Source organism: Gammaproteobacteria bacterium (assembly GCA_029881255.1).
Lineage (GTDB): Bacteria > Pseudomonadota > Gammaproteobacteria > S012-40 > S012-40 > JAOUMY01.
Genome location: JAOUMY010000019.1, coordinates 15,913 through 37,260 on the forward strand (window position 1 = coordinate 15,913; position 21,348 = coordinate 37,260).

A 21,348-nucleotide genomic window follows, 5' to 3' on the forward strand; every position below is an offset into this window, starting at 1 on the left:
TGTCGTAACTGGACTTTATTCAGCCGCCATAGACTCTTCAAATTTGATTCGAGTCAACTCAGCGACGTCTTTGGTTTGCAGGGAGCGCAGATAGGCAACGGTGCCGATTCTTTCTACTTCGTCACTAAAATTCCAGGCATGTCTAAACAGGGTTTCATCATCCGCAATACGAGCACCGGCAACACCTTCTCCAACACTTCCTGTGGTTATCCACTTTAACGCGTCTTCGTCAGAAAGTCCGGTAATACGTCCGATTTGATGAGACGGTGCGGTACCGGCTGCATTGGATTGATAGACATGACAACTCACGCAGGCGCGGTCTTTACCCTGGCCTGCACCGATGCCGTTCAAGTATCGGCTTTCACCTTTTTGGTATTGTTGCTCTGTGTATTCGCTAACGACAACCGTTCTTAACTCGGATTGATACCAGTCGTTTAAATCGATGCGTCTGGAGTCAGGTGCCCGTGCGGCTTCGATATAGGCCACGCCTTTACCATAGGGCGTGATTTTTTGCGCGCTGGCATTCTGTAGTCGACTTTGCATACGTTGAAGTCGATTGCCCGGTAGTTTATTTTCACACACGGTGGCTATTCGAGAAGCGTCTTACTGTCCAGCCCTTCGGTCTTGTCCAGCAAGGTATCTGTCAGGCGGTGCCACTCGATCAATAATTTATTGAGTTTTACACTGTGGTCGGTACGGCTGAAACGGTTTTCGTCTACGTCATTCACCGCGTCGATATAGTCGTTGAGACTGACCTTGCCGAAAGAATAGTTTTCAGTTTCGTCTTTGAGTATGGACTCGGCCAGTTTGATTTTTTGTTCGGCGATAGTCATCAATTCCTGTTCCCGCTGAATCTGTAGATGAATATTCTTCAGGTTGGTGTGCAGTTCCTCATATTTGTTTTGTTTGGAAAGCACTGTCTTTTTCTTTTCTGCACGCGCAATAGAAAGCTTGGCCTTATCGACGCTGTTTTTGACTGGCCAGTCTAGCGATATTCCGGCAAAGAAACTGTTCTGTTGTGGCTTAATTCCCCAATATTCTGCATCCATCTGGTAACCCAATAATAGATTGGTAGAGGGTAAAAGGTCATCGGCGGCCTTGTCGACCGCGAGAGAGCTTTTCTTTTCCAGTAGCTCCAGGGCGTGATAGGTACGACTGTCGTTGACGAAGCGTTGATAGGCCTCTTCAAAGACGATAGTCTGGTTATTGATTTCCATTGTTGCTGGAATGAAACGCTGTCCAGGCGGTAAACGCATGGCGCTGAATATCAGATTCGATAGATTGTCGAAGATCTCCTGCAATACCACGATGTTTTCCTGCTTGCGTATCAGGGAAAGTTTCATCTTGTTGACATCGATGGGCAAAGCAATTTTCTGGCGCTTACGTTCGAGGATATTTTCCAGCAGTTTTTCATTGGACTGATAAGACGTACGACTGACCTTGAGATTCTCCCAGGCGGAAAACCAGTTGTACCAGACTGTGGTCAGTGAGGCGAGGTAGTCTTCGTAGGCCTCGACGATTTGGTAGCGAACAATGTCATTGGCAACGCCAATAAGTTGGTCCTGTAATTTGTAGTTGCGGCCATAGGCATTTTCCGCAATTGGCTGGGAGATAAGAAACTGCAGACTGGCGTTGTGATTACCGGAAGTGGTCGCCGGTTTGTTATACGCAGTGGAAAGCTGTGTGCCCGAGTCAGGGAATAATTGCGCCAGCGAAACTGTCGTACGTCCGCCCACGTCGAGCGGATTCAGAAACAGGTGAAACTCCTGTTTGAGTGAAACTAGGAGATCTTTTGTCGGCAGCAGCGCATCGCGACGATATTGCAGCGGCAACTTGTCGATCAGGATTTCTTCAAAGCGGGTATCGTTTTTGGTTGCCTCACTGATAAATGTAGCAAGCGTGAGCACCGGTGTATTTTCTTCAGCCGCCGCAAAAGCAGACATGCCAAACATACAGCAAAGTGAAGTCAGTAATATTGTCGTGTTTCGCTTTTTCATTTTCTTATCGTGTCCCCAGATTGACCGGGCGGGTAAAGCGCAGGATTGCCGCGTACAGGCAGGGCACCAGTATTAATGTAATCACGGTGCCGAACACCAGACCCCATGCCAGCGCCAACATCATTTCAGCGAGCATCGCATCGTAACCGGCGAAACCGTAGGCCGTAGGCAGTACCCCGGCGACCGTGGTCAGCGTCGTCAAAATAACCGCCTTGAGACGGGTTTGCGCGATGCGCGCTACTCGCTCATAAAGCGTGGACGCCGGGTGTTTATCGAACTCCTGTTCGAGCTTGGACAACATGATAATCGCATCGTTGATAACCACGCCTATCATGCCGAGTGAACCGACTGCGGCGAAGAAACCGAACAGTGTCTGTCCATGCGCAATAAAGGCGACTACCACGCCGACCATGCCGAAAGGAATCGCCAGCATAATCAGCAAGGGACGACTGACCGAGTTAAACAGTATCGCCAGTATGGCAAAGATCAGAAAGACCACCATGATAATGGCGTTGCGAAAATCATTGCGCGATTCACGGGTGTCTTTGACTTCGCCATCGAAGGTGAGCGTGGTCGTTGGTTGCGCGCTGATGATTTCCTTAAACACGCCATTCTCCAGATCTTTGGCGATTTCCAGCGGGGTACGCGTAGTGTCGGGTTTTAGATCTGCGAGTACTGTCACCACGCGACGCGAATCCCGGCGTGAAATCGTCGTAGGGGATTTCGTCTGATTAATTTCGACGAGATCACGCAGTGGCGCGAGATAATTGCTACGATTTTCCACCGGGATGTCGAGTATGCTGTCAATATCGCGCTTGTGCTCTTGCATGACCGACAGACGCACATCAATGTGTTCCGTGCCCTTGGGTAATTCATAGAGGATATTGCCTTCCAGCGAGGCGCGAAACGTCGAGGCGATGTCTGATGGGTTAATTCCCAGACGTTTAACCTTGTTGCGTTGGATATCGATTTTGTACTCAGGCAAGGTCAGTGGCTCATCAATCTCGGCATTGGCCAGATCCGGATGGGCTTGCATGGCGGCGAGCATGTGTTTTGCAGCGGTATTACGCAACTCATCGTTGCTTTCAAGAATCAGCACTTCGACGGCACTACCGGAAGACTGCCCATAGCGGCTCTTCTGTACCACGAGTTTTTTCAGGCCAGGGACTTTTTCCGCTTCCGGTTGCCATAACGCAACCAGATCATCGGCAGAACGCGTACGTTCTTCTTTGGGAACGATTTCGACGATCATGCGAAACTTGTTTTCCACCGCCGCGCCGCCGCGTCGACTGCGCGCGATTTCTGTACGTAGTCCGACCACTTCCTTGCCAACGTAGGGAACGATTAACTCTTCAATTTTTTTGCTGATATCTGCGGTCTCATAGCGATCCGCGTTTTTGCCCGCCGTACCCTGCAACACAATTTCACGGGTTTCGGTGTTGGGGAACATCACGAATTTCAGATTTTCTTCTGCCAGTTTCCAGATAAAAAACAATAACACCCCGAACAAGATGATGATGACGTAACGAAAACGCAACATCGGTATCAATAAGGTTCCATAGAGCTGTTCCACGCTATCGAACCAGTGCTTCTTAGGTGTGTGTTGTTCGTGATGACGGCTGCCGGGAAAGCGCAGGTAAAGATGGCCGGGTAGAATCACCAGCGCCTCCAGCAGGCTGGCAAACAGCATCAGAAAAACGATGGGCGGTATAAAACTGACGAAGCTGCCAAAGTGACCCGAAAAATAGAATAGCGGTACAAAGGCGACGCAGGTGGTGACGATGCTGGCGAGTACCGGCATAAACACCTGACCGGTGCCGCGTATCGACGCCTCTCTCGGGCTGAGCCCCATAGCGCGATAACGTGACACATTTTCTGCCACCACGATTGCGTCGTCGACGACTATCCCCATCACAATGATCACTGCCGCAAGCGTGATATTGTTAATGGTGTATCCCATCGCCCAGGCCCAGATCAGGGTAAGACACACGGTAAACGGAATGCCCACTGCCACCCAGATACCGGCGCGTATGTTGAGAAATATAAACAGCGTAAAGAGAATCAGCAGAAACCCGATCGCGCCATTGGTGGCGATGATGGAAAGACGGTTGCGCACATCGTAAGACTCGTCGTCGAGTATCACCAGTTGAACTGAGCTATTACGCAAATTGTTGGCGGTGAATTCAGCAACGACTCTCTGTACCGCATCCAGTGACTCCAGTATGCCGTAGGTGCCGTTCTTGACCACGTTAAACATAATGGCCTCGTGACCATTGACCTTGATCAATTCCTTCTCACGTTTGAAATCCGAACGCACCTGGGCGATGTCTGATAGCGCTATCGCCTTGCCCTGAAAGCCGGCCTGTACATAAAGCTGGTTGAGTTTGTCCACCGTATCCAGTTGGGAATTGATGGTGACATTGGGTTCATCTTTGATATCGATACTACCCGCCGGTTGACGGATGTGATTGCGCGAAATCTCATTACTCACCTGACTCAAAGGGATTTGGTAACGCACCAGTTTCTGCGGGTCTACATTGATTTGCAGTTCCTGTTGCAGATAGCCGGAACGGGAGACGCTATTGATCTCGCGCAGATTGATTAGCTGCAGCTCTAACGCTGTCGCCAGTTTCTGCAGGTTCTCCCGTTGCTCGTTGTTGAGCAGATGCGTGCCGGTATCGATCAGGGCAATGTCGATGATCGCCTTCTTTGAGCTTTTCCAGACGCGAACCTGGGGCTTGTCCCGCACCTCGGGAGGCAATTGCGTATTGAGGGCGGCGTTGCGGATTTCGGTAATGACCTCGTCCTTATTGGAGAGATCACGCTCCAGTTCCACGCTCACCGTGGTCGCGCCGCGACTGACCGAACTGGTGATCTGCGCAACCCCATCGACGCCCTTGAGTTCGTCTTCGAGTTCACGGGTGACAAAGTGTTCGACTTCTTCTGCGGTAGCGCCGGGATAGCTGGCAGAGATACGGACAAAATCCGAGGTGTAGTCCGGTCGTTCTTCTTTCTTGATCTCCTGCCAGGCGAGCAGACCGCCGACTATGGCCGCGATAAATGCCATATTGGTCAGCAAATGGCGATCAACAAAAAATTCGATAAAGCGTGTCATCATAAACTTCTAAAATCCCGAGCGCGTGGACCCGTCTACACCATGGACAGCGGTAGGGTGAAACGGGTTCATATATTATGCCGTTCGTCGCTTTACGGCTATGATTTTTGTGCGCGATACGCTTGTGTTTTTTACCAACATCAAATTCGATACGACGGTTTATCTTGTCAGAATAGCACCGAAATTTTGATGAGCGTGCTGTTGTAGGTGCTTAAAAATAGCCGCATTTTCCGCACCTCCTTATGGTCGCTTTCTCCTACGGCTTGTATTACACTCTAAGTGTAGTTCTATCTCTGAGTGGAGGCTTTACTATGAAATGGCACACTCGTTCTGTGTTAGCAATTTCCCTCTTGTTTTTTTCTATCATGGGTTGTGAAAGTGGCGTCGGCGCATGCCAAAGTGAGCCCGTGGAGTATTCGTTTGGCTTGAGAGTGTATTGTTATAGCGGCTGGGATAAAGCGGAATGCGAGGCCAACAATAGTCAACAAGTCAACGGCGCTAAGTGGTATTTTCACAGTGGTCAATCATGTGAAGACCGCGGCCTTTCGGAAGGTTCTAATCCCTGGCCATAATGCTTGTCTGCGAATAGGGTAGGGCTGGTATGTGAAAACGCTTGTTTTTACGCTTGCTGGAGTGCTTGGCGTGGTTGCGATTGTTGTCGCTGTCGGCGCGCTAAACACCGGTAGTGATCACTCGTCAGAAAGTGATGTTACGGCGCACGCGTCTACTATGCCGGCGAAGGCCATACTAAGCGACGCGACGACAGTAAACGAAAACCTGGCCAGCAATGCTATTCCGAACCTGAGACTCAAGGGTTTGTTGCTTGAGTCCCAACGACGCCTCGCCTATGTTTCCATCGACGGTTTAAATGAACGGGTCTATACCGAGGCCCAGGAAATATTGCCTGGCGTGCGTCTCGCAAAAATTAGATCAAAAAGTATCCTGGTTACGGCAATGGGAAGGGAATTCGAATACCATCTCTCTGCCGATGCGAGCGATGCACAAGAACAAGTGCTGGATCAAAATCTGGCGTTCATCACCAGAAAACTCGCCAAATATCCTGATCGCCAATCGCCGGAGTACATCAACAAACTCCTCGACTATATCGCCGGACGACAGTTGGCGGCAGTCGAGTTTCCCTTGGGCGTCAGCTCCTATGGCATAGACACCATAGACGAGAGCCATTATGTGATGAGTCTGGCAGCAATTCAGGACCAGGTGTCCTCGGAAAAACCATTTCGACATATTGCTTACGATTTCAAACAAAATGTCATGACCATAAACAGCGTCGTGCCCGGCAGTCTGTATGATAAGTGTGGACTTCAGCCTGGCGATCGCATCCTCTCTATACAGGACAAAAAAGTGACAGGTCTATGGGATATCGCCTATGCCTATCAGGCACTGACGCAAGATGAGGGGCTCAAGATACACATTGATCGCAACGGCGTAAAACAGGAACTTAAATTTCAGATCTATTAACAGAATTTGAAGCGTTATGGTTTGTTACGAGGTTTGCACAGTCTTTTTCGGGGTATGAGTGTTGCGCACAAATCGAAAGCAAACTAACCACAGCTATTATGCTAGTGCCGTTATAATGTATTTGTCTGGTGAGGGAACACCTGTAACAACGGCAGGCTAAAACAGGTGTCACGCAATGCGTCGCTCCCCAGATTATTCGCCGCTAATAATTTTCACCCCAGGATATGACTTGTTCAAGGTGGTTTATTTCCGTTTGTTTATCTTCGACAACGTGTTTGACCACGTCACCGATAGATATCATGCCGATGACCTTGTCATTCTCGATAACAGGTAAGTGACGAACTCTGTGTTTGTTTATCAATGCGAGACAGGTGTCGACACTCTGATCCGGTGTCACATAGCGCACATCACGGGTCATTATGTCTTTAATCAGTGTGGTTTCAGGGTCGAGACGTTTTACGATAATTTTTCGCGTAAAATCCCGTTCCGAGATAATGCCTGCAAGCTTGTTGTCTTCGATCACGACCAAAGCGCCGACATTCTTACCTATTAACAACTCGACCGCGTCCATAACGGTTTGATCGGGTTGTAAATGCCACAAACTGCGCTTTTCTTTTAGTATGTCTTTTACCGTGCTCATAGTCCCCTCCGCTGATTGGAATACTTGTTGCGCCTATGGCAGGATACCGGCCACGCACAGACAGGCTTTCAGACTAAATTACACAGGTTGTGCGTGTGAGGCAATACTGGGAGGCAACGAATTTACTCGGAGGGGATATCAAATGGCTCAGGCTTATGAACCCCAAACCCTTGTAAATAGTGAATTCCTAGCGCTTTGACATGTTCGGCAATAGCATCGTTCTCGACCCACTCGGCAATGGTTAACAGGCCCGTGACATTGCCGATCTTGGCAATAGACTCGACCATGGCATTATCGAACTTATCTGTAAGTATGTCGCGAACAAAACTGCCATCGATTTTGAGATAGTCCACCGGCAGGGTTTTCAAATATTCAAACGAACTGGAGCCGGAACCGAAATCGTCGAGGGCGAATTGGCAACCCAGAGTTTTGAGTGAATCGATAAATTCAATTGTTTTGCTTAGATTCTGTACTACCGCAGTTTCGGTAATTTCGAAACAAATATGCTGCGGGTTAATGTCCGGATAGGTTTCAAACTGAGACTTCACAAACTCAAGAAAACCTCTATCGTTAAAGGACTGACCCGATAAATTAATCGCAATAACGTGGTCCTGATCGGCCTCTAAATTGCCGGCAACGATGGCCTGGAAAACTGACGTGACCACCCAACGATCCAGATTCCCGATCACATTGAATCGCTCAGCAACGCTAATCACGAAGCCGGTTGGTACGGGTAAGCCGGATTCATCCACCATGCGTAGCAATATTTCTTTGTAGTACTTCGGTTTTATGCCGTCACATTCAGAAATCGCATCCTGTACAACCAGGCTAATCCGTTTTTGTTCCAGGGCACGGTTGATTTTTGAGGGCCATTCCATTTCAGCGCGACGTTTGGAAAGCTCCAGGTCAGTCAAACTGAGGGCGTAAATTTGATTTCTGCCTTCATCTTTTGCTGCATAACAGGCTAAATCCGCCGCGCTCAACAGAGATGCGGAATCCTGCGACGTCTGAGTGACACAAACCAGTCCAATACTGGCACCGATTTCAAAAATTTTATTCTGCCAGGTAAAGCGATAATCTCGCAGCGCATCGAGAATTTTCTCTGCGATCTCGTGCGCCTTGTCTTCAGGGCAATTGTCTAACAGCACACCGAACTCATCGCCCCCAAACCTGGCCAAAGTATCATGATCGCGTACCAAAGGTTTTATCAACGCGGCGACTTCTTTTAACAACTGATCACCGGCCATATGACCGCAGGTGTCATTGACTATCTTGAACTGATCCAAATCGATCAATAACAAACCATGATGGCTTTGATCGACCTTCGCACGTTTAATCGCTTCATTGAGACGATATTCAAACGCCGGCCGATTCACCAGACCGGTTAACACGTCGTGAAAGGCTTGCCAGGAAAGTTGCTTGGCCATACTGCGCGCTTTTGTCACATCGATGAGTACGAAAAAGGCGATAACAAATGACCCCAACAGGATGACACCGATAATCATTGCAGACGTGATATAGCGTTGATCCTGTGCCAGGGCTTCAACCTTGTTCAGCGGTACGTCAACCTCGATTGCGCCCAATAATTGGTGTAAACGCCATTGCTTTCCGGTAGCAACACCGTTCTCCTTACGTCGCGCGATCATATCTTCACGCATTTCTATTGCGTTGTGGCAACCGACGCAAGACGAACTGGAGGCGGGGTCTGCTCGCAAATAACGTAGAGTAGTAACACCGTTCAACTCCTCAACGCGCCATACCGGTTTCCAGGTGATTGGTCCAGCGGGATTGGCCTGATCTTGCGCTTCCAATTGGGGCCATGCCCAACGCAGGAAGTCATTGTCCAGGCCCTGAGTCTCTTCCAGATTCCATTTACTTACCGGCCGATAGCGGTATAGCCCCTCGATATTTTGGCTGCTGGCCAGACCGACTTCTTTCAGGAATTGCGCGGGTAGGGGAACAAACCCTTTGTGATCTTTATAGTCTTGATGGGCGCCAAAGCCGTCTTGTTTTAGTTTATTAATGACTTTCGCGTTATATACCGAACGTGCTGTCGTTGCCAATTGCGCGACAACTTCTACCAGTTCTACAGCCTGGTATTCGATCACCAGTTGCTGGCTGCGACTGACCACTTCCCAGGTCACCAAGCCAATGGTTACCAACAAAATCAATGTCAACAAGGCTACTCGCGGCCGAATACCGAAGTACTTGCTGCTATATTCTTTGTCTACAAATGGAGCATTTTTGATATCCGCCGGAATACTATTCAGCGAATAACCACGCTCGTTTATGTGGGTTAACTTCTGCATACGGGATTAGGCCTAAAGGTGCCGGTTCTTATATAACAAGATTGCGCTGTAGATTATTCGACAAATACACAAAAAACCTTAGTATATCGACCTCTTCTAAAAGCCAATATTTTCTTCAGTATTTCTAAAATGCATCCAAAAATCCACACGCCTTTATGGAATCCCGATTCTATCTCTCTGAATTTCTTCCCAAATAGACTATGCCAGAACGGCTGTACTGGTATTTCCAGCAGGTGTTCAAATGGCGTCCTGTGGACGCGACGGTCAAGCGCGTTTTCTTTCCAGTTGACGCGCGTAAACGGAACCCGCTTCCGGCATGGGTGGTTTAAAGCAAGCAGCAAGAGAGGAAAAAATATAATTTCCCTGATATATATACCAAAAAATTTTGTTTTATCGGTATCCCGCTGGCAGGTCTGCTGGGTTACATAGGCGAGGGGGGAATTCATTGAACACCAGAATACAAGAAATTTATGAACGCTACGGCGCCATGGTGTACCGATGTTGTTTGGACATACTCAAAAATGAGGTGATGGCCAAGGATGCCATGCAGGATGTATTCGTGCGGGTATTAAAGAATAGAGACAGATTGGACTTAGCGGCGCCATCATCGCTGTTATACCGGATTGCGACAAATATCAGTCTGAACAAATTACGCGATGGCAAACATCTGGAGTATGGGTTCGACTACGAAGCTGACAACCTGGTAGAGCAAATCGCCCTGGCGGATGATCCCGCCAATGAGGTCAATAACTCCAGCGTTATCCGTTTCTTGTTTCGCGATAAACAGGAGTCGACGCGGGTAATGGCCATCATGTATTGGGTTGAGGGATTTAGTCTTGAGGAAATTTCTGCCGAGGTTAGGCTTTCTGTTCCTGCGGTCAAGAAACGTCTGCATACATTGCGACAACAGTTAAAACATTTCAAAGGTAGTGACGATGTCTGAAACCGATAAAATGATTCCGAAACTGCTACTGCAGCAGTTTTTATTAGGAGAACTTCCTGCGGAAAAAAAACATTATGTTGAGACGCTTATTTCAGAAAATGCGGAAGTGCGCAGCCAGCTCGAGTCTTTAAAAAAGGAACAGCTTGAATTCGCTACACGGTTTCCATACGAACAGTTTTCCAATGTATTGGAACATGAATCAAAAATACAGCAACGGCAGAAGTTGGCTTCCCTGGCAAGCTTCGCAACGATTTGTATTGTTGTTGTCAGCCTACTGATCGCGTTTCCAAAGGAAAACCGGGTAGAAGTCGGAGATTTTGGTGATCTGGATGACATAATTCGCCTAAAGGGAGTTAGCCAGCAACTACACGTCTATCGGAAACGCGGAACTGAAATAGAAGAACTCCTTCCAAACGACAGCGCATTCCAAAGAGATTTGATTCAACTCTCATACGTGGCAGCCGGAGATCGATATGGCGCGATATTTTCGGTAGATGGTAATGGCGGCATGACGTTGCACTTCCCGGAACACATTGGAGACACAGGTGAGCTCAAGCCACAGGGAGAAGTCCATCTGGATCATGCCTATCGCCTGGACGACGCACCGGAATTCGAACGCTTTTATTTTGTCAGTTCTCGATCGCCAGTGGCGTGGGAGAGGATATGGCAACAAGGCCAACATCAGGCACAAAGTGGAAACGCTGAGCAGCTTAGCCTTGAACTCGACGATGACATTCATCTTCAGACAATAACGATACGCAAGAAAGTGCAACCATGAAAATAAAATTCATCCTTGGAATAGTGCTGGGTATGTTTTCGACCGCCACGCTGGCGACAAACGAGGTGGCGGAACTGCAACGTTTCGGACTATTTGTTGGCGCCAATGACGGTGGTGAGAAACGTGTTAAGTTGAAATATGCCGTCGATGATGCACGCTCAGTGAGTAATGTGTTTAAGGAACTGGGCGCGCTGGGGGAGGCCAATCGTATTCTTCTACCAAATCCTGATGTGCAATCGCTTGATCATGCGTTTAATGTCCTTTCCAGTCGCCTGAGTGAATCTCAGGCCAGGCGAAAAGAGGTCATCTTCTATTACTCCGGCCATTCCGACGACCAGGGACTGCTGATAAAAGACGGACAATATACGTTTAAAGCACTCAGAGAAAAAATCGCGGCCATATCATCCGACGTGAAAATCGCGATACTCGATTCCTGTGAAGCCGATGCCTTTATGCGAACCAAAGGCGGCGATCGTGCAGCACCCTTTATGTTTGACACCTCGAATAATGTCAAAGGCCAGGTATTTCTCGCCTCCAGCTCAGAAAATGAAGCTGCCCAGGAATCTGAGAAAATACAGGGATCGTTCTTCACACACTATCTCGTTTCTGCCATGCGTGGTGCAGGAGATGTCAGTGAAGATAAAAAAGTCACGCTAAATGAAGCATACCAATTTGCCTATCAGGAAACACTGGCACGGACGGAGTCGTCAAGAGCCGGTGCCCAACATGCTGCCTATGACATGCAGTTGGCTGGCGCGGGGGATCTTGTGTTAACCGATCTTAGAGAGTCAATGTCGGTATTGAATTTAGGGGATGATGTACGCGGCCGGGTCTTTATAAGAGACGCCGAGGACAGGTTGGTGGTTGAATTGAGCAAACAAGCAGGAAAGGCATTGAGTATCGGTCTCGAGCCGGCGGTTTATCGAATACTGGTGGCGGATCAAGAGGAATTGTTCGGCACAAAAGTCTCGCTTGGCTTGCGGCAGACGCGACATCTGGCGAAAGAAGACATGCAGGAATTCGAACGCGCTAACGTTGTCGCCAAAGGTGGAATCTTGTCGAAAGACGAATACCCAGGCAAGGTCTACGTTGCCTTTGGCTCACATAGCCGTCCTATGTCTATGTGGTCGGAGGTCGACCGGCAGAATTACCACTATAAACTGCTATATCTTGGATTCAACGCCGCAGTGCACTGGCAATATCATCCCGATGCGCGTCTTGTACTCGATTTATATGGCCTGGCGAGCAAAGGTATGTTTCTTGGTGCATCGCTGGATTTTCAATACGACTTTGTCAGCTTTTACCAGAACAAATTTCGAATTTATTTTGGCGTTGGTACCTACTATGACGTGCTTTATAAATTCTGGGATGACGAATGGGAAGTGCCGAGTGCACAGGCCTCATACCAAAAATACAACTCGAATTTCAATTTGAAGATACCCCTGGGTATTCGTTTTCAAGATAAGCGATTTGGCTTTGAACTGACAACGCATTTCAAGCCGGATTATACGAGCGACAATCTCGACTCGAATGCGGAAGGAATGCCGGTAGTCGCGCGACTTCTCTATCAATTCCAATAGTAGAGGATAGAACTGATATGTTTCGTCGAATAGTGTACTTCGCAGTTGCAAGCACCTTGATAATGGCCTGTGGAAACTTGCAACAAACCATCGACTTTACAACTCATGGGACTCTTTATTTTATAGATACTTCCGCTAAAAACAATACGGTTTTGGAAGCGACATACTACGATGCGTCCAGGGCCTCTGGAAAAGACAATACATTTTTAACAGAAGACGATAGAACGATGAACTATCGTATTAAAAGTAGTAATTTCTCGAATATTACCACCAGTTATGGTGACCACGTTTCGGCGAGTGGTGACATAATGTTTAATTACATTGGGCCGGACAAACGCTGGTTTACCGAAGATGATTACATTGAATATCCCGGTTCGTTACTGGGTCAAGCGCAGGTATTACTGTTGATTACGACAGTGATAAATGATGTGGAATACCGAGTCACACATTTTGTAGCGATAGAAGACTTTGCGCACAGCTATTATGGTGGGAAAACACTCGTTCTCGGAACAGAGTCAATACGGGAAATTGCAGTATCGCGAACGAGTGAGAGCAATCCCAACTTGAAACAATATGAAGCATATAACTCCAGCGGTGCCGACAAAACCTGGTTTACTGCTGATGATAGCCTGGTCAAAGACAAGATGGTTTTTTCCAATGCCACACATTGGAGTGAAGAACGCGATGGATATGCGTATGAGATTATCGAATATGGCGATGCTGGGGACGACGACATCAATTTTACGACTGACGATATCATTCGATATCGAATGTCCGCCATACTTGCCGATACGGAGACCGGTGGTTTTTCAATCGGAAGAAAGTTTTACGAGAATGACTCGGTGAATAATAGCGAGGCCATCTTTGATGAAGAAGGAGAGTTGATAAGGTTTCAAATTACGCGAGACATCGACGACAAACGCTTTGTAGAATCCCTGGAAACGCAGAGCAAACAGACGCATGAAGATATGAGTTATACCGTCACCAGTGTCACGTACTATTTTCCTGACTATACAGAGCTGGATACTGTGGCCGTAACGGACGAATTATCAATCAATGGATATGAAGAGACGACTTATCAGTCGATGTCTCATGGTGAGGAACAGACGACCAAAACAGTACGTTCACCGGGAAGAGACGGTATCTGGTTTACTGAAGATGACGAAAAACAAGACGCGCATTATAGAATTATTACTCGAGGAGATGGCGGTGAGAAAACCATTGAAGAAAAGAAAGCTGATCTATTCAACTATTTGGTCAATAGTCGCAGCACTTATTATCCAACCCGCTCACTCGGCGAGCATTGGCATTGAGACAGGTGTAGCAGGTGTCGAAAATTTTGATTTTCCTGAGCAGGCATTTGGTGTAAACGCGGCGCTCAATGTTAGCAAAAACTGGAGTGTCGAAGGGGCAGCGTACGTTTGGACAGGCCAGGATGGTAATAAGGAGACTTTGGGCTTTCCATATTACCTAGAGCAAACATCATGGGAGGTCTATGGGAACACGGCGCTTAGAGGGACACTGTGGTATAACGTACACCGTTCCGACCATGCCCACACGTATTTAGGGATGTCAGCAGGTCTGCTTGAAAAACTGGTGTCTGCCGGAGATTTTATTGAGGACTATAGATTTGAGTTTTCGCCCGGGCTGGAAATGAAAATGGTCAAGCCTATGTATAGCAACAGCCTATTTACCACCAGGCTCGCGGTGTCTCCCAATTGGATGATATTTAGCTTCGGCTACGGCTGGGAATTTGGACAAAGGTAAGCCTGGCCTCAATGCTATAAGCGAAAAATTCGGCGTCAACACTTTTGGGTCGGTGGTGGTAAAGACAGTTCCAAGTTGCCGCCCGAGAACGGGCAAAACAAAACGCGGCTATTAGCCGCGTTTTGTTACAAGGGTAAACACGAATCACTGTATGCGAATCGGAATATAGGCGCGGTTGTTGTCGCCATCGACTTCCGCAATATCATTATCTTCGTCAATGATTATGCCTAACCAGTAGTTCTGCCCAGCGTTCAGATCATTCGGAATATTGACCGGTATGGTGAGGGTCGCAACATCGGCGGGGTGTATCGATCCGAATGTTCCGCCACCAATACGTCTATCCGAATAGCTGATAAAGTCGTTGCTGGAGACGTAAATACCGAAGGTCACATTGTTTTGTGTTGACTTACCGTTGTTTTCAATCGTGAACTCGGGGCGTACGGTTGTGCCGCGTGTGACGCGATAACCTGGCTCGCCGTTGATCGTGATACCGGTAAGCGTCGCGGTATTTGCGTTGTTGCGTACTCGTACTCGGCCGTGGGTGGAGTATTCACCATCGGCACCAGTACGACGCCAGTGCGCTACGGACACATCGTTAAAACTTGATCCCTGTGTACCGTAAAGTACGCGCGCGCCATGAGATGCATCTTCACCCAAATAGGTTCTAGCAGTACCGCCATTGGTGTGATGATGACGCCAGTTGTCACCCATGACGTTGTACTCCCAGTTGACATGCATCAAACCAATAAAGTGTCCTGCCTCGTGAGTGATGACCGCATCAATCGGGCGTGCATTACCGGTGTAGGTAAAATTGCTGGACTTGGCAGTTGATGACGTCCAGTTACGGCCAGTACTGTCGAGCTCAATATCGACTTCGTCGATTCCATAGTGCCAGCCTAAGAACCAGTAGCAATGATTGTCCATTCTGGCGCGTGCAGGCGGCGAGATGCTGGTGGCATACACTTCGTTTTGTCCATTCTTGAAACCTACGGTTCCGGTTTCCGTTGACTTGCTAATCGAAAATGGCGATGGATTGCGATTTACCGCATCAAGTCCTCTGAAGGCGGCGGTTAAGTTCGCGCCCGAAAAACTAATGGTATTGACTCGAGCGGTCTTCGAGGTACCGCTCCAGCGAAGCTTCTTATTACTGTCGCCGTTACACTCCAACCACGAAGCCGAGAATGCCGTGGCGGGAACCATTAACGCGAGCAGTGCGCTAAATATTAAAGGTCGTTTCATGATGTCTTTCCTTATTAAATGTCTGTATGCGTTTCGATGGGCGAGTAGGCCTAGTTAAATGTTTGCAATTGATCTCGCAGTTCCTCGTCATTCAAGATGTTTTTTACTTCTTCCTCGGAACTGCCGATTGCCGTTACGCGTGGATCCGCTATCTTGAAACGCACCTTTGGATCAGCAGAGTAAACAAGCGCTGTTGGCGCAGGTAAAACACTATTCTGTTCCTGTATCAGGGCGAGGAAGTTGTCGATGAAAAGTGGATCGCCATATTTCATCATGGGCGATGCTTTGTCATAACCGGTGTAGTCATCATTGACATGCGCGCCTTCCACCATCAGCTTGACCTGGTAACTTGCAGGGGCCTCTTTCTCATATTGCTCACGTAACGCCATCATCTGCTCTTCCGTGGAAATGTTTTTTTCTTTCAGCAGTCGTTGTACATCCGGGTTCTGTAACAAGGCGTCGAATGACTGGCCAGGAATGTCCATTACGTTAAGATCGAAGCGTGGCTTGCCGCCGAATTCCAGTGTCTTGTCGGCTGAAACCAGGGGCACTCCCCAACCGTTATAGACAAAACCATCGGCGACGCGAAAACGACCATCAACACAATTCACCAGCGGACAACCATCAACATTTTTAGCAGAAACAAACAACACGTCTGACTGACCATAGGCAAACATAGGCGCGTCACTGACGATGGAAACACCTCCTCGACCATCTGTACCGCCAGGAATTCGCAAGGTCAGCGTGCGGCTATCGATACGTCCTCTCAATACACCGCTTAGTTTGTATGTAACAAAGGTATGAGGCTGACCCTGCGGTGAGTTTTCAGTTGGTTCAGAGTTGCGGTATGCAATGTCTACCACCGAGCCATAGACAATGGCATCAGAGTTGGCCACCAGTGATTGCAGGCTATCAACCTCGCTATCGGCAGCGCTGTGCGCAAACGCGGATGCGCTGGACAAAGCCATCATTCCAAACATCAGGCTTCGGGAATTGAAAAAATTTCGCATAGTGTAAGTCCCTTTATAGAGTCATATTGAAAAATCCCGGTATCTGGCATGTGTTGTCGACCAGATGCACTGACGAAAAGATATCGTTAATAGAAAAGTTAAGAGGTGTATTGTTGACGTTTTATTAGTGCGTTTGTGCACTGATTTGTTAGCAGAGCGCTGCGTGTGTCATGGCTATAGATAATAACTCGGTGGAAATTATGGTAGCGTTTGGGATTGATACAAAACCTGTATCGGGCATACATTCTGGTTCTTGGAAAAGAGTAGGGAATGACTCTGACGTTATGGGCTATGTGGCATTGAATTTTGATGACAAAGCTATACTTTCCTCTCACTCGAACAAGAGTCGTAGCGGGAGCAACGTAGTCGGCCGCAACACTTGAGGCCTAAAAATTATCCCTGAAACGCGTCATACAATAAGTGGATTCAGATACCAGCAATTTTCCGTTATCGCAATTTATTAATGGCCATCAAAATAACGACAATGACTAACACCCAGAAAAGAATGCCCAGGCTCCAATGCCCAAAACCGAAACCCCAGTGCCAGCCGCCGTCCGTATCATGCATCATAGTGTTACGCCTTTACTGCAATAAAGTGTTAAAGACGCTACTATACTACGTATCAACACGCGTAGTAACAATGACGACAAAACTGCGTCCGGTAAATTCAGCAAACACCATTAGAAACCCATACCGTGAGTACCAGACACTACACCATTGTTTCGATCATTCTCCTCGGGCTCGTACTGTATTACTACCTTGAGCGTCATAGCTATTGGGATTTTCTCAGCAGTGTTGAAGGTCTGAGCGACTATGTGCGCTCGCTCGATACGGCAGGGCCTTTTGTCATTATTGGGTTAATGGCATTGGCCATAGTGATGAGCCCCTTGCCCAGCGCGCCTATTGCCCTTGCATCGGGTGCGATATATGGACATACCTGGGGCAGTATTTATATTTTGATTGGCTCAGAACTCGGCGCCATCGTCGCATTTTCTATTGCGCGATTACTGGGATACAACGTATTGCAACGTTGGTTTGGCGGCAAGTTAAAAGAAACCTGGGTAGGATCGCAAAACATGCTCATGGGAACGGTATTTATCTCAAGACTACTGCCGTTTCTATCTTTCGACATCATCAGCTATATGGCAGGCCTGACGCATCTCCACTTCTGGCGCTTCGCCCTCGCAACGCTAGCCGGGATCGCACCCGCCAGTTTTCTATTGGGACACTTCGGTTCCGAGTTATCGACAACTAATCTTGATAAGATGCTCTATGCGCTTTTAGGGCTTGGCGTGTTTTTTCTGATTCCGATGCTTTATCAGCGAGTGAGGCGAAAGAAAGTGAATAGGGAGGAAATACCGTAGTCGCGATTGTAAAAGAAAAAATATTCAAAAATGTTTTCGTTGAAATAGAGAGTGTTTTAATCAGGATTTGGCTTTGTGGCTGGAGTGTGATGAAAGAGGAGCGGTGAAAAACGGACAATCAATGTCTACATCAATTCTGACTGCTTTGCTGCGGTTACGCCCGCAAATTAACTCTTCTTTGATTGGAGATTTAGATCGGAAGTGGACAGTCGTAATATAGAAGGATCTGCAAACTGAATCTACCTGCGCCGTCTGATTACGTTGTCGACTTTATTTACGAATACCAAACTGCAATTTTACCAAACATATGTAACTAACAGATAAATAGTGTTTTTCTCAATTGGCGAATTTATTGCTCTATCTATGAAAGTGCACTTAGCTTTTGAGTTAACGTGTTTAAGTCACTATCTTTGGAGGAAGTATCTATGTTTGTAAAAAGCATTGTTCGTGTTGTCTTTGCCATAATCCTCGCTATTCCTGTCGCCGCAAGCGCCGTGGTTATCACCGTGAGTGATTTTAGCACCTACGCCGCACCTGGATCGTCAACGGAAAGCACCTCTGCAACGCCAATGTTCAGAGTCACTGAAACCTATACGAGCGCTGCCGAACGCGGTTTGACAACAGGCTTGTACGAGTATTCATTGGAGAATTTGTCGACAGACTTAACAGTGGAGGTTTTTAGTATACAGTCACCCTATACGGATATTTATTCCGATTTCGCCAGCATGAGTAGTCCGAGCGGATGGACACCACGCGTAGGTACGATCGCATTTGTTTGGGATTCGGATCCTGATTTGATTGGTCCCGGTGCGAGTCTAAGTGGTTTTCAAATCGAAACGGAAAGAGTTCTGGAATCTGATTTAAGCACACCAATCAGTGGCGGAATTTACACCTTTAACACCTATAGCTGGATACTGGGACGTGACAGTGCCGGCGACCGCTACGATTTCTTTGCCACCACTTCCGTAGCAGACGGTAGCGTTCCGATCTCTTCAACATTTTTACTCATGGGGATAGGACTGCTTGGATTAGGTTATTCAAGAGGTCGAAAATTGAGCTAAGCACGATATAGTAAACACCTTTCTTCTTATGACAGACCCTACGGGGTCTGTCGTCTGCTTTCCATCTCAAGCTTAAAATGACAAGGCGAGGATTTAGTGTCTCCTAAATTTAACAGATTTATTTAACGATATGTCATATATAAAGTACGCGCTTCCTTCATGCCATGTAGGGTGTAAAAAATAAGGCGACTTTATGATACTGATTGCAGATAACTCTCGAAAAACTAGTCTTCAATGCGTAAGGTATTCCGGTAAATGTTCTCGAATTTCTTCTGGCGTAGAATGCGTCAGCGATTTATTAAGTTCGAAAACAATTTTTTTAGTGGTTTCTTTCGTCAATTGTGGGCGCAACTCACCCAACAATGCCGGCGCTGCAACAATTAGCAGATGCTCCAATTTATTCGTCTTTGTGAGACTGTTCAGATAACCAGCGACTCGACGTGCAAATTCAGACAATTCATGTTTCTTAGGATCGGTCTCCGCCTGAAAGGCATGTCCGCCTGATCCGTCCGAACCTTTTACCTTGCCGGGCAAATCACTGGTGATATCACGGTCGTGTAAGCGACCTTCCGGATGCGCCATGGTTTCAATTTCTTGTAAAGGAGAACTGGCGGATTCGCTTGAAAATATCCTGGCCAGAGTACTGTCAGCAACAACAATCAAAGAAGACATTCTATACTCCTTTTAGTGCATAGATAACCTACTAAAACAATTTGAAACTCTGCAGCTTGTTGCTGCTACTGAGTCTCCCCTATACTCAAAGGATGATATTGAAATACCCTCAACGTCATTCTATATCACTTCCATTTTGCTGGAAATAGACATTCAGGATTTCCAATAGAGACCGACTCGGTGAAGATCGCGCATACCGCCTATTTTCGTTCCACATTTTGACGGCATTTTACTGCATGTCTATCAAACAATCTGTGGATATTCGAATATTCATCAAAATTGTGTATAGAATGCTCGTGCTTAATTTTCTGATAGAGGTTCAAAAGTCTTATTTTTTCGATGACTCTCACACAAGTCGAGTTAAGGTTTCTGTTAGGATTTATCTAATTGCGTTTTTCGTCTTCATGCTATGACTGCTTAGAATTTTAATGCACTATCTTGTGTGTGTAATCCCCCCACTCAAACCAGGGAGTAAGTTGAAGTAGCGGCACCCCCAGCAATTTTGCACGCCGAGTACATCTGATGAAGCTACGGCAGAAGTGCCGAGACAATAGTTTTATAAAAGCAGAAAGGTAACTAGGGGCCATCTCGATTGGAGTGAATAGTAACATAAAGCATCAGGATAGAAGATATTGTTATAGAAAACTCTTTTCCGTTATTGGAATAGATATAGCCTATTTGATTTTTCGGGGGGACTACAGTGTTACGCAGAACTATCCCCGTTCAATTTACAAGATCGGGGATAGTTCAGGCAGGCAAGTTTCAGTCGACAACAATTTTTCGTGCTTTGGTTTGACTGTCCTTGGGCAAGGTTAATTCCAGCAAACCGTCTACAAACCGTGCAGTAGCTCCCTCTGCATCTACAGCGCAGGGTAGAGACAGTGTACGAGAAAAAGAGCCTTGTCGTATCTCACGGTGAAGAAAGTTGTCTTTTTCTTGCTTAGTCTCGCTACGTGTTGCCCCTTTAATGGTGATTGAATTTTCACTTAAGCTGATGTCGAGGTCCTTCCTATCGACACCGGGGATTTCAGCCTTTATCACAATCTGCTTTTCTTGATCGATAATATCAACCTTTGGCGCGCGAATATCGAAGAGATCTTCCATTTCGGCAAATGTTGGCCAATCCAAAGAAAAAGGCCTTATTCCACCATTAAATAGGTTTTTCATATATCGTTCAAATGTGTAAAAAGGTGAAACATCACCGGCAGCTCTGCTTTCTGTAATGTCTCTGTTTTCAGATTTAACAGTTGTTTCCGTCATGGGTCGTCCTCCTCAGTATTTCCCTATCCATATTTTTATTCTAGTTCATTTCCAGCAAAATAAAAACGAAGTGAATTCGTCGGGAACAAGCGTGTATGAAGGGATATGAAGGGAAAACAATACGGTGCTTTTTA

The 21,348-nt window shown here is 47.1% G+C and carries 20 protein-coding genes; 9 read left to right on the plus strand and 11 right to left on the minus strand.

The genetic code is table 11. The annotated features are described in order from the left end of the window. Positions 1–15: 15 nt before the first annotated feature. The 3 genes from OEZ43_20780 to OEZ43_20790 are packed head-to-tail and all read right to left on the minus strand — an operon-like array spanning position 16 to position 5,115. Positions 16–582: a hypothetical protein gene (locus OEZ43_20780; protein MDH5548020.1), complete on the minus strand. Its 567-nt coding sequence runs from the start codon at positions 580–582 to the stop codon at positions 16–18. 5 nt (positions 583–587) lie between these two features. Next, on the minus strand, positions 588–1,997 hold the full coding sequence (locus tag OEZ43_20785; GenBank protein MDH5548021.1) for a TolC family protein: 1,410 nt from the start codon (positions 1,995–1,997) through the stop codon (positions 588–590). 4 nt (positions 1,998–2,001) lie between these two features. After that, the gene (locus OEZ43_20790; GenBank protein MDH5548022.1) at positions 2,002–5,115 is read right to left on the minus strand and encodes an efflux RND transporter permease subunit; all 3,114 of its coding nucleotides are present in this window, start codon (positions 5,113–5,115) and stop codon (positions 2,002–2,004) included. A 308-nt stretch (positions 5,116–5,423) separates the two neighbouring features. On the opposite strand from OEZ43_20790, the gene OEZ43_20795 reads away from it, so the two are divergent. Continuing rightward, a complete protein-coding gene (locus OEZ43_20795; GenBank protein ID MDH5548023.1) occupies positions 5,424–5,684 on the plus strand; it encodes a hypothetical protein in 261 nt (86 codons plus the stop codon). A 31-nt stretch (positions 5,685–5,715) separates the two neighbouring features. Further along, positions 5,716–6,591: a PDZ domain-containing protein gene (locus OEZ43_20800; protein ID MDH5548024.1), complete on the plus strand. Its 876-nt coding sequence runs from the start codon at positions 5,716–5,718 to the stop codon at positions 6,589–6,591. Positions 6,592–6,793: 202 nt separating this feature from the next. Here the strand turns inward: OEZ43_20800 and OEZ43_20805 are convergent, their stop codons facing one another. From OEZ43_20805 to OEZ43_20815, 3 genes are all read right to left on the minus strand, one after another. After that, positions 6,794–7,231: a CBS domain-containing protein gene (locus OEZ43_20805; GenBank protein ID MDH5548025.1), complete on the minus strand. Its 438-nt coding sequence runs from the start codon at positions 7,229–7,231 to the stop codon at positions 6,794–6,796. A 122-nt stretch (positions 7,232–7,353) separates the two neighbouring features. Then, positions 7,354–9,540: an EAL domain-containing protein gene (locus OEZ43_20810; GenBank protein MDH5548026.1), complete on the minus strand. Its 2,187-nt coding sequence runs from the start codon at positions 9,538–9,540 to the stop codon at positions 7,354–7,356. Between the two features lie 53 nt (positions 9,541–9,593). Further along, a complete protein-coding gene (locus OEZ43_20815; protein ID MDH5548027.1) occupies positions 9,594–9,986 on the minus strand; it encodes a hypothetical protein in 393 nt (130 codons plus the stop codon). Here OEZ43_20815 and OEZ43_20820 point away from each other — a divergent pair. The 5 genes from OEZ43_20820 to OEZ43_20840 are packed head-to-tail and all read left to right on the plus strand — an operon-like array spanning position 9,986 to position 14,608. Continuing rightward, positions 9,986–10,483 carry a sigma-70 family RNA polymerase sigma factor gene (locus tag OEZ43_20820; protein MDH5548028.1) on the plus strand — a complete coding sequence of 166 codons (498 nt, stop codon included), beginning with the start codon at positions 9,986–9,988 and terminating at the stop codon, positions 10,481–10,483. The genes OEZ43_20815 and OEZ43_20820 overlap by 1 nt on opposite strands. After that, positions 10,476–11,261 carry a hypothetical protein gene (locus tag OEZ43_20825; protein ID MDH5548029.1) on the plus strand — a complete coding sequence of 262 codons (786 nt, stop codon included), beginning with the start codon at positions 10,476–10,478 and terminating at the stop codon, positions 11,259–11,261. The genes OEZ43_20820 and OEZ43_20825 overlap by 8 nt, the downstream gene beginning before the upstream one ends. Beyond that, positions 11,258–12,841 (plus strand): caspase family protein, encoded by a 1,584-nt coding sequence (locus OEZ43_20830; protein MDH5548030.1) that lies wholly within the window; start codon positions 11,258–11,260, stop codon positions 12,839–12,841. The genes OEZ43_20825 and OEZ43_20830 overlap by 4 nt, the downstream gene beginning before the upstream one ends. Positions 12,842–12,858: 17 nt before the next feature. Beyond that, positions 12,859–14,154, plus strand: a complete 1,296-nt coding sequence (locus OEZ43_20835) for a hypothetical protein (GenBank protein MDH5548031.1) — start codon at positions 12,859–12,861, stop codon at positions 14,152–14,154. Further along, positions 14,051–14,608 carry a hypothetical protein gene (locus OEZ43_20840; GenBank protein ID MDH5548032.1) on the plus strand — a complete coding sequence of 186 codons (558 nt, stop codon included), beginning with the start codon at positions 14,051–14,053 and terminating at the stop codon, positions 14,606–14,608. Before OEZ43_20835 ends, OEZ43_20840 begins: the two co-directional genes overlap by 104 nt. Before the next feature lie 144 nt (positions 14,609–14,752). Here the strand turns inward: OEZ43_20840 and OEZ43_20845 are convergent, their stop codons facing one another. The 3 genes from OEZ43_20845 to OEZ43_20855 form a co-directional block, all read right to left on the minus strand. Beyond that, a complete protein-coding gene (locus tag OEZ43_20845) occupies positions 14,753–15,847 on the minus strand; it encodes a hypothetical protein (GenBank protein MDH5548033.1) in 1,095 nt (364 codons plus the stop codon). 50 nt (positions 15,848–15,897) lie between these two features. Beyond that, positions 15,898–16,857, minus strand: coding sequence for a hypothetical protein (locus OEZ43_20850; protein MDH5548034.1), 960 nt, complete (start codon positions 16,855–16,857; stop codon positions 15,898–15,900). A 447-nt stretch (positions 16,858–17,304) separates the two neighbouring features. Next, positions 17,305–17,427: a hypothetical protein gene (locus tag OEZ43_20855; protein ID MDH5548035.1), complete on the minus strand. Its 123-nt coding sequence runs from the start codon at positions 17,425–17,427 to the stop codon at positions 17,305–17,307. A gap of 125 nt (positions 17,428–17,552) precedes the next feature. Here OEZ43_20855 and OEZ43_20860 point away from each other — a divergent pair, with 125 nt between their 5' ends. Together OEZ43_20860 and OEZ43_20865 are read left to right on the plus strand one after the other, a co-directional pair. Then, positions 17,553–18,221: a TVP38/TMEM64 family protein gene (locus OEZ43_20860; protein MDH5548036.1), complete on the plus strand. Its 669-nt coding sequence runs from the start codon at positions 17,553–17,555 to the stop codon at positions 18,219–18,221. Positions 18,222–18,646: 425 nt separating this feature from the next. Continuing rightward, a complete protein-coding gene (locus OEZ43_20865; GenBank protein ID MDH5548037.1) occupies positions 18,647–19,282 on the plus strand; it encodes a hypothetical protein in 636 nt (211 codons plus the stop codon). A gap of 231 nt (positions 19,283–19,513) precedes the next feature. Here OEZ43_20865 and OEZ43_20870 read toward each other — a convergent pair whose 3' ends face one another. Both OEZ43_20870 and OEZ43_20875 read right to left on the minus strand, forming a co-directional pair. After that, positions 19,514–19,954, minus strand: coding sequence for a host attachment protein (locus tag OEZ43_20870; protein ID MDH5548038.1), 441 nt, complete (start codon positions 19,952–19,954; stop codon positions 19,514–19,516). A gap of 762 nt (positions 19,955–20,716) precedes the next feature. Further along, positions 20,717–21,214, minus strand: coding sequence for an Hsp20/alpha crystallin family protein (locus OEZ43_20875; GenBank protein ID MDH5548039.1), 498 nt, complete (start codon positions 21,212–21,214; stop codon positions 20,717–20,719). Positions 21,215–21,348 lie beyond the last annotated feature (134 nt).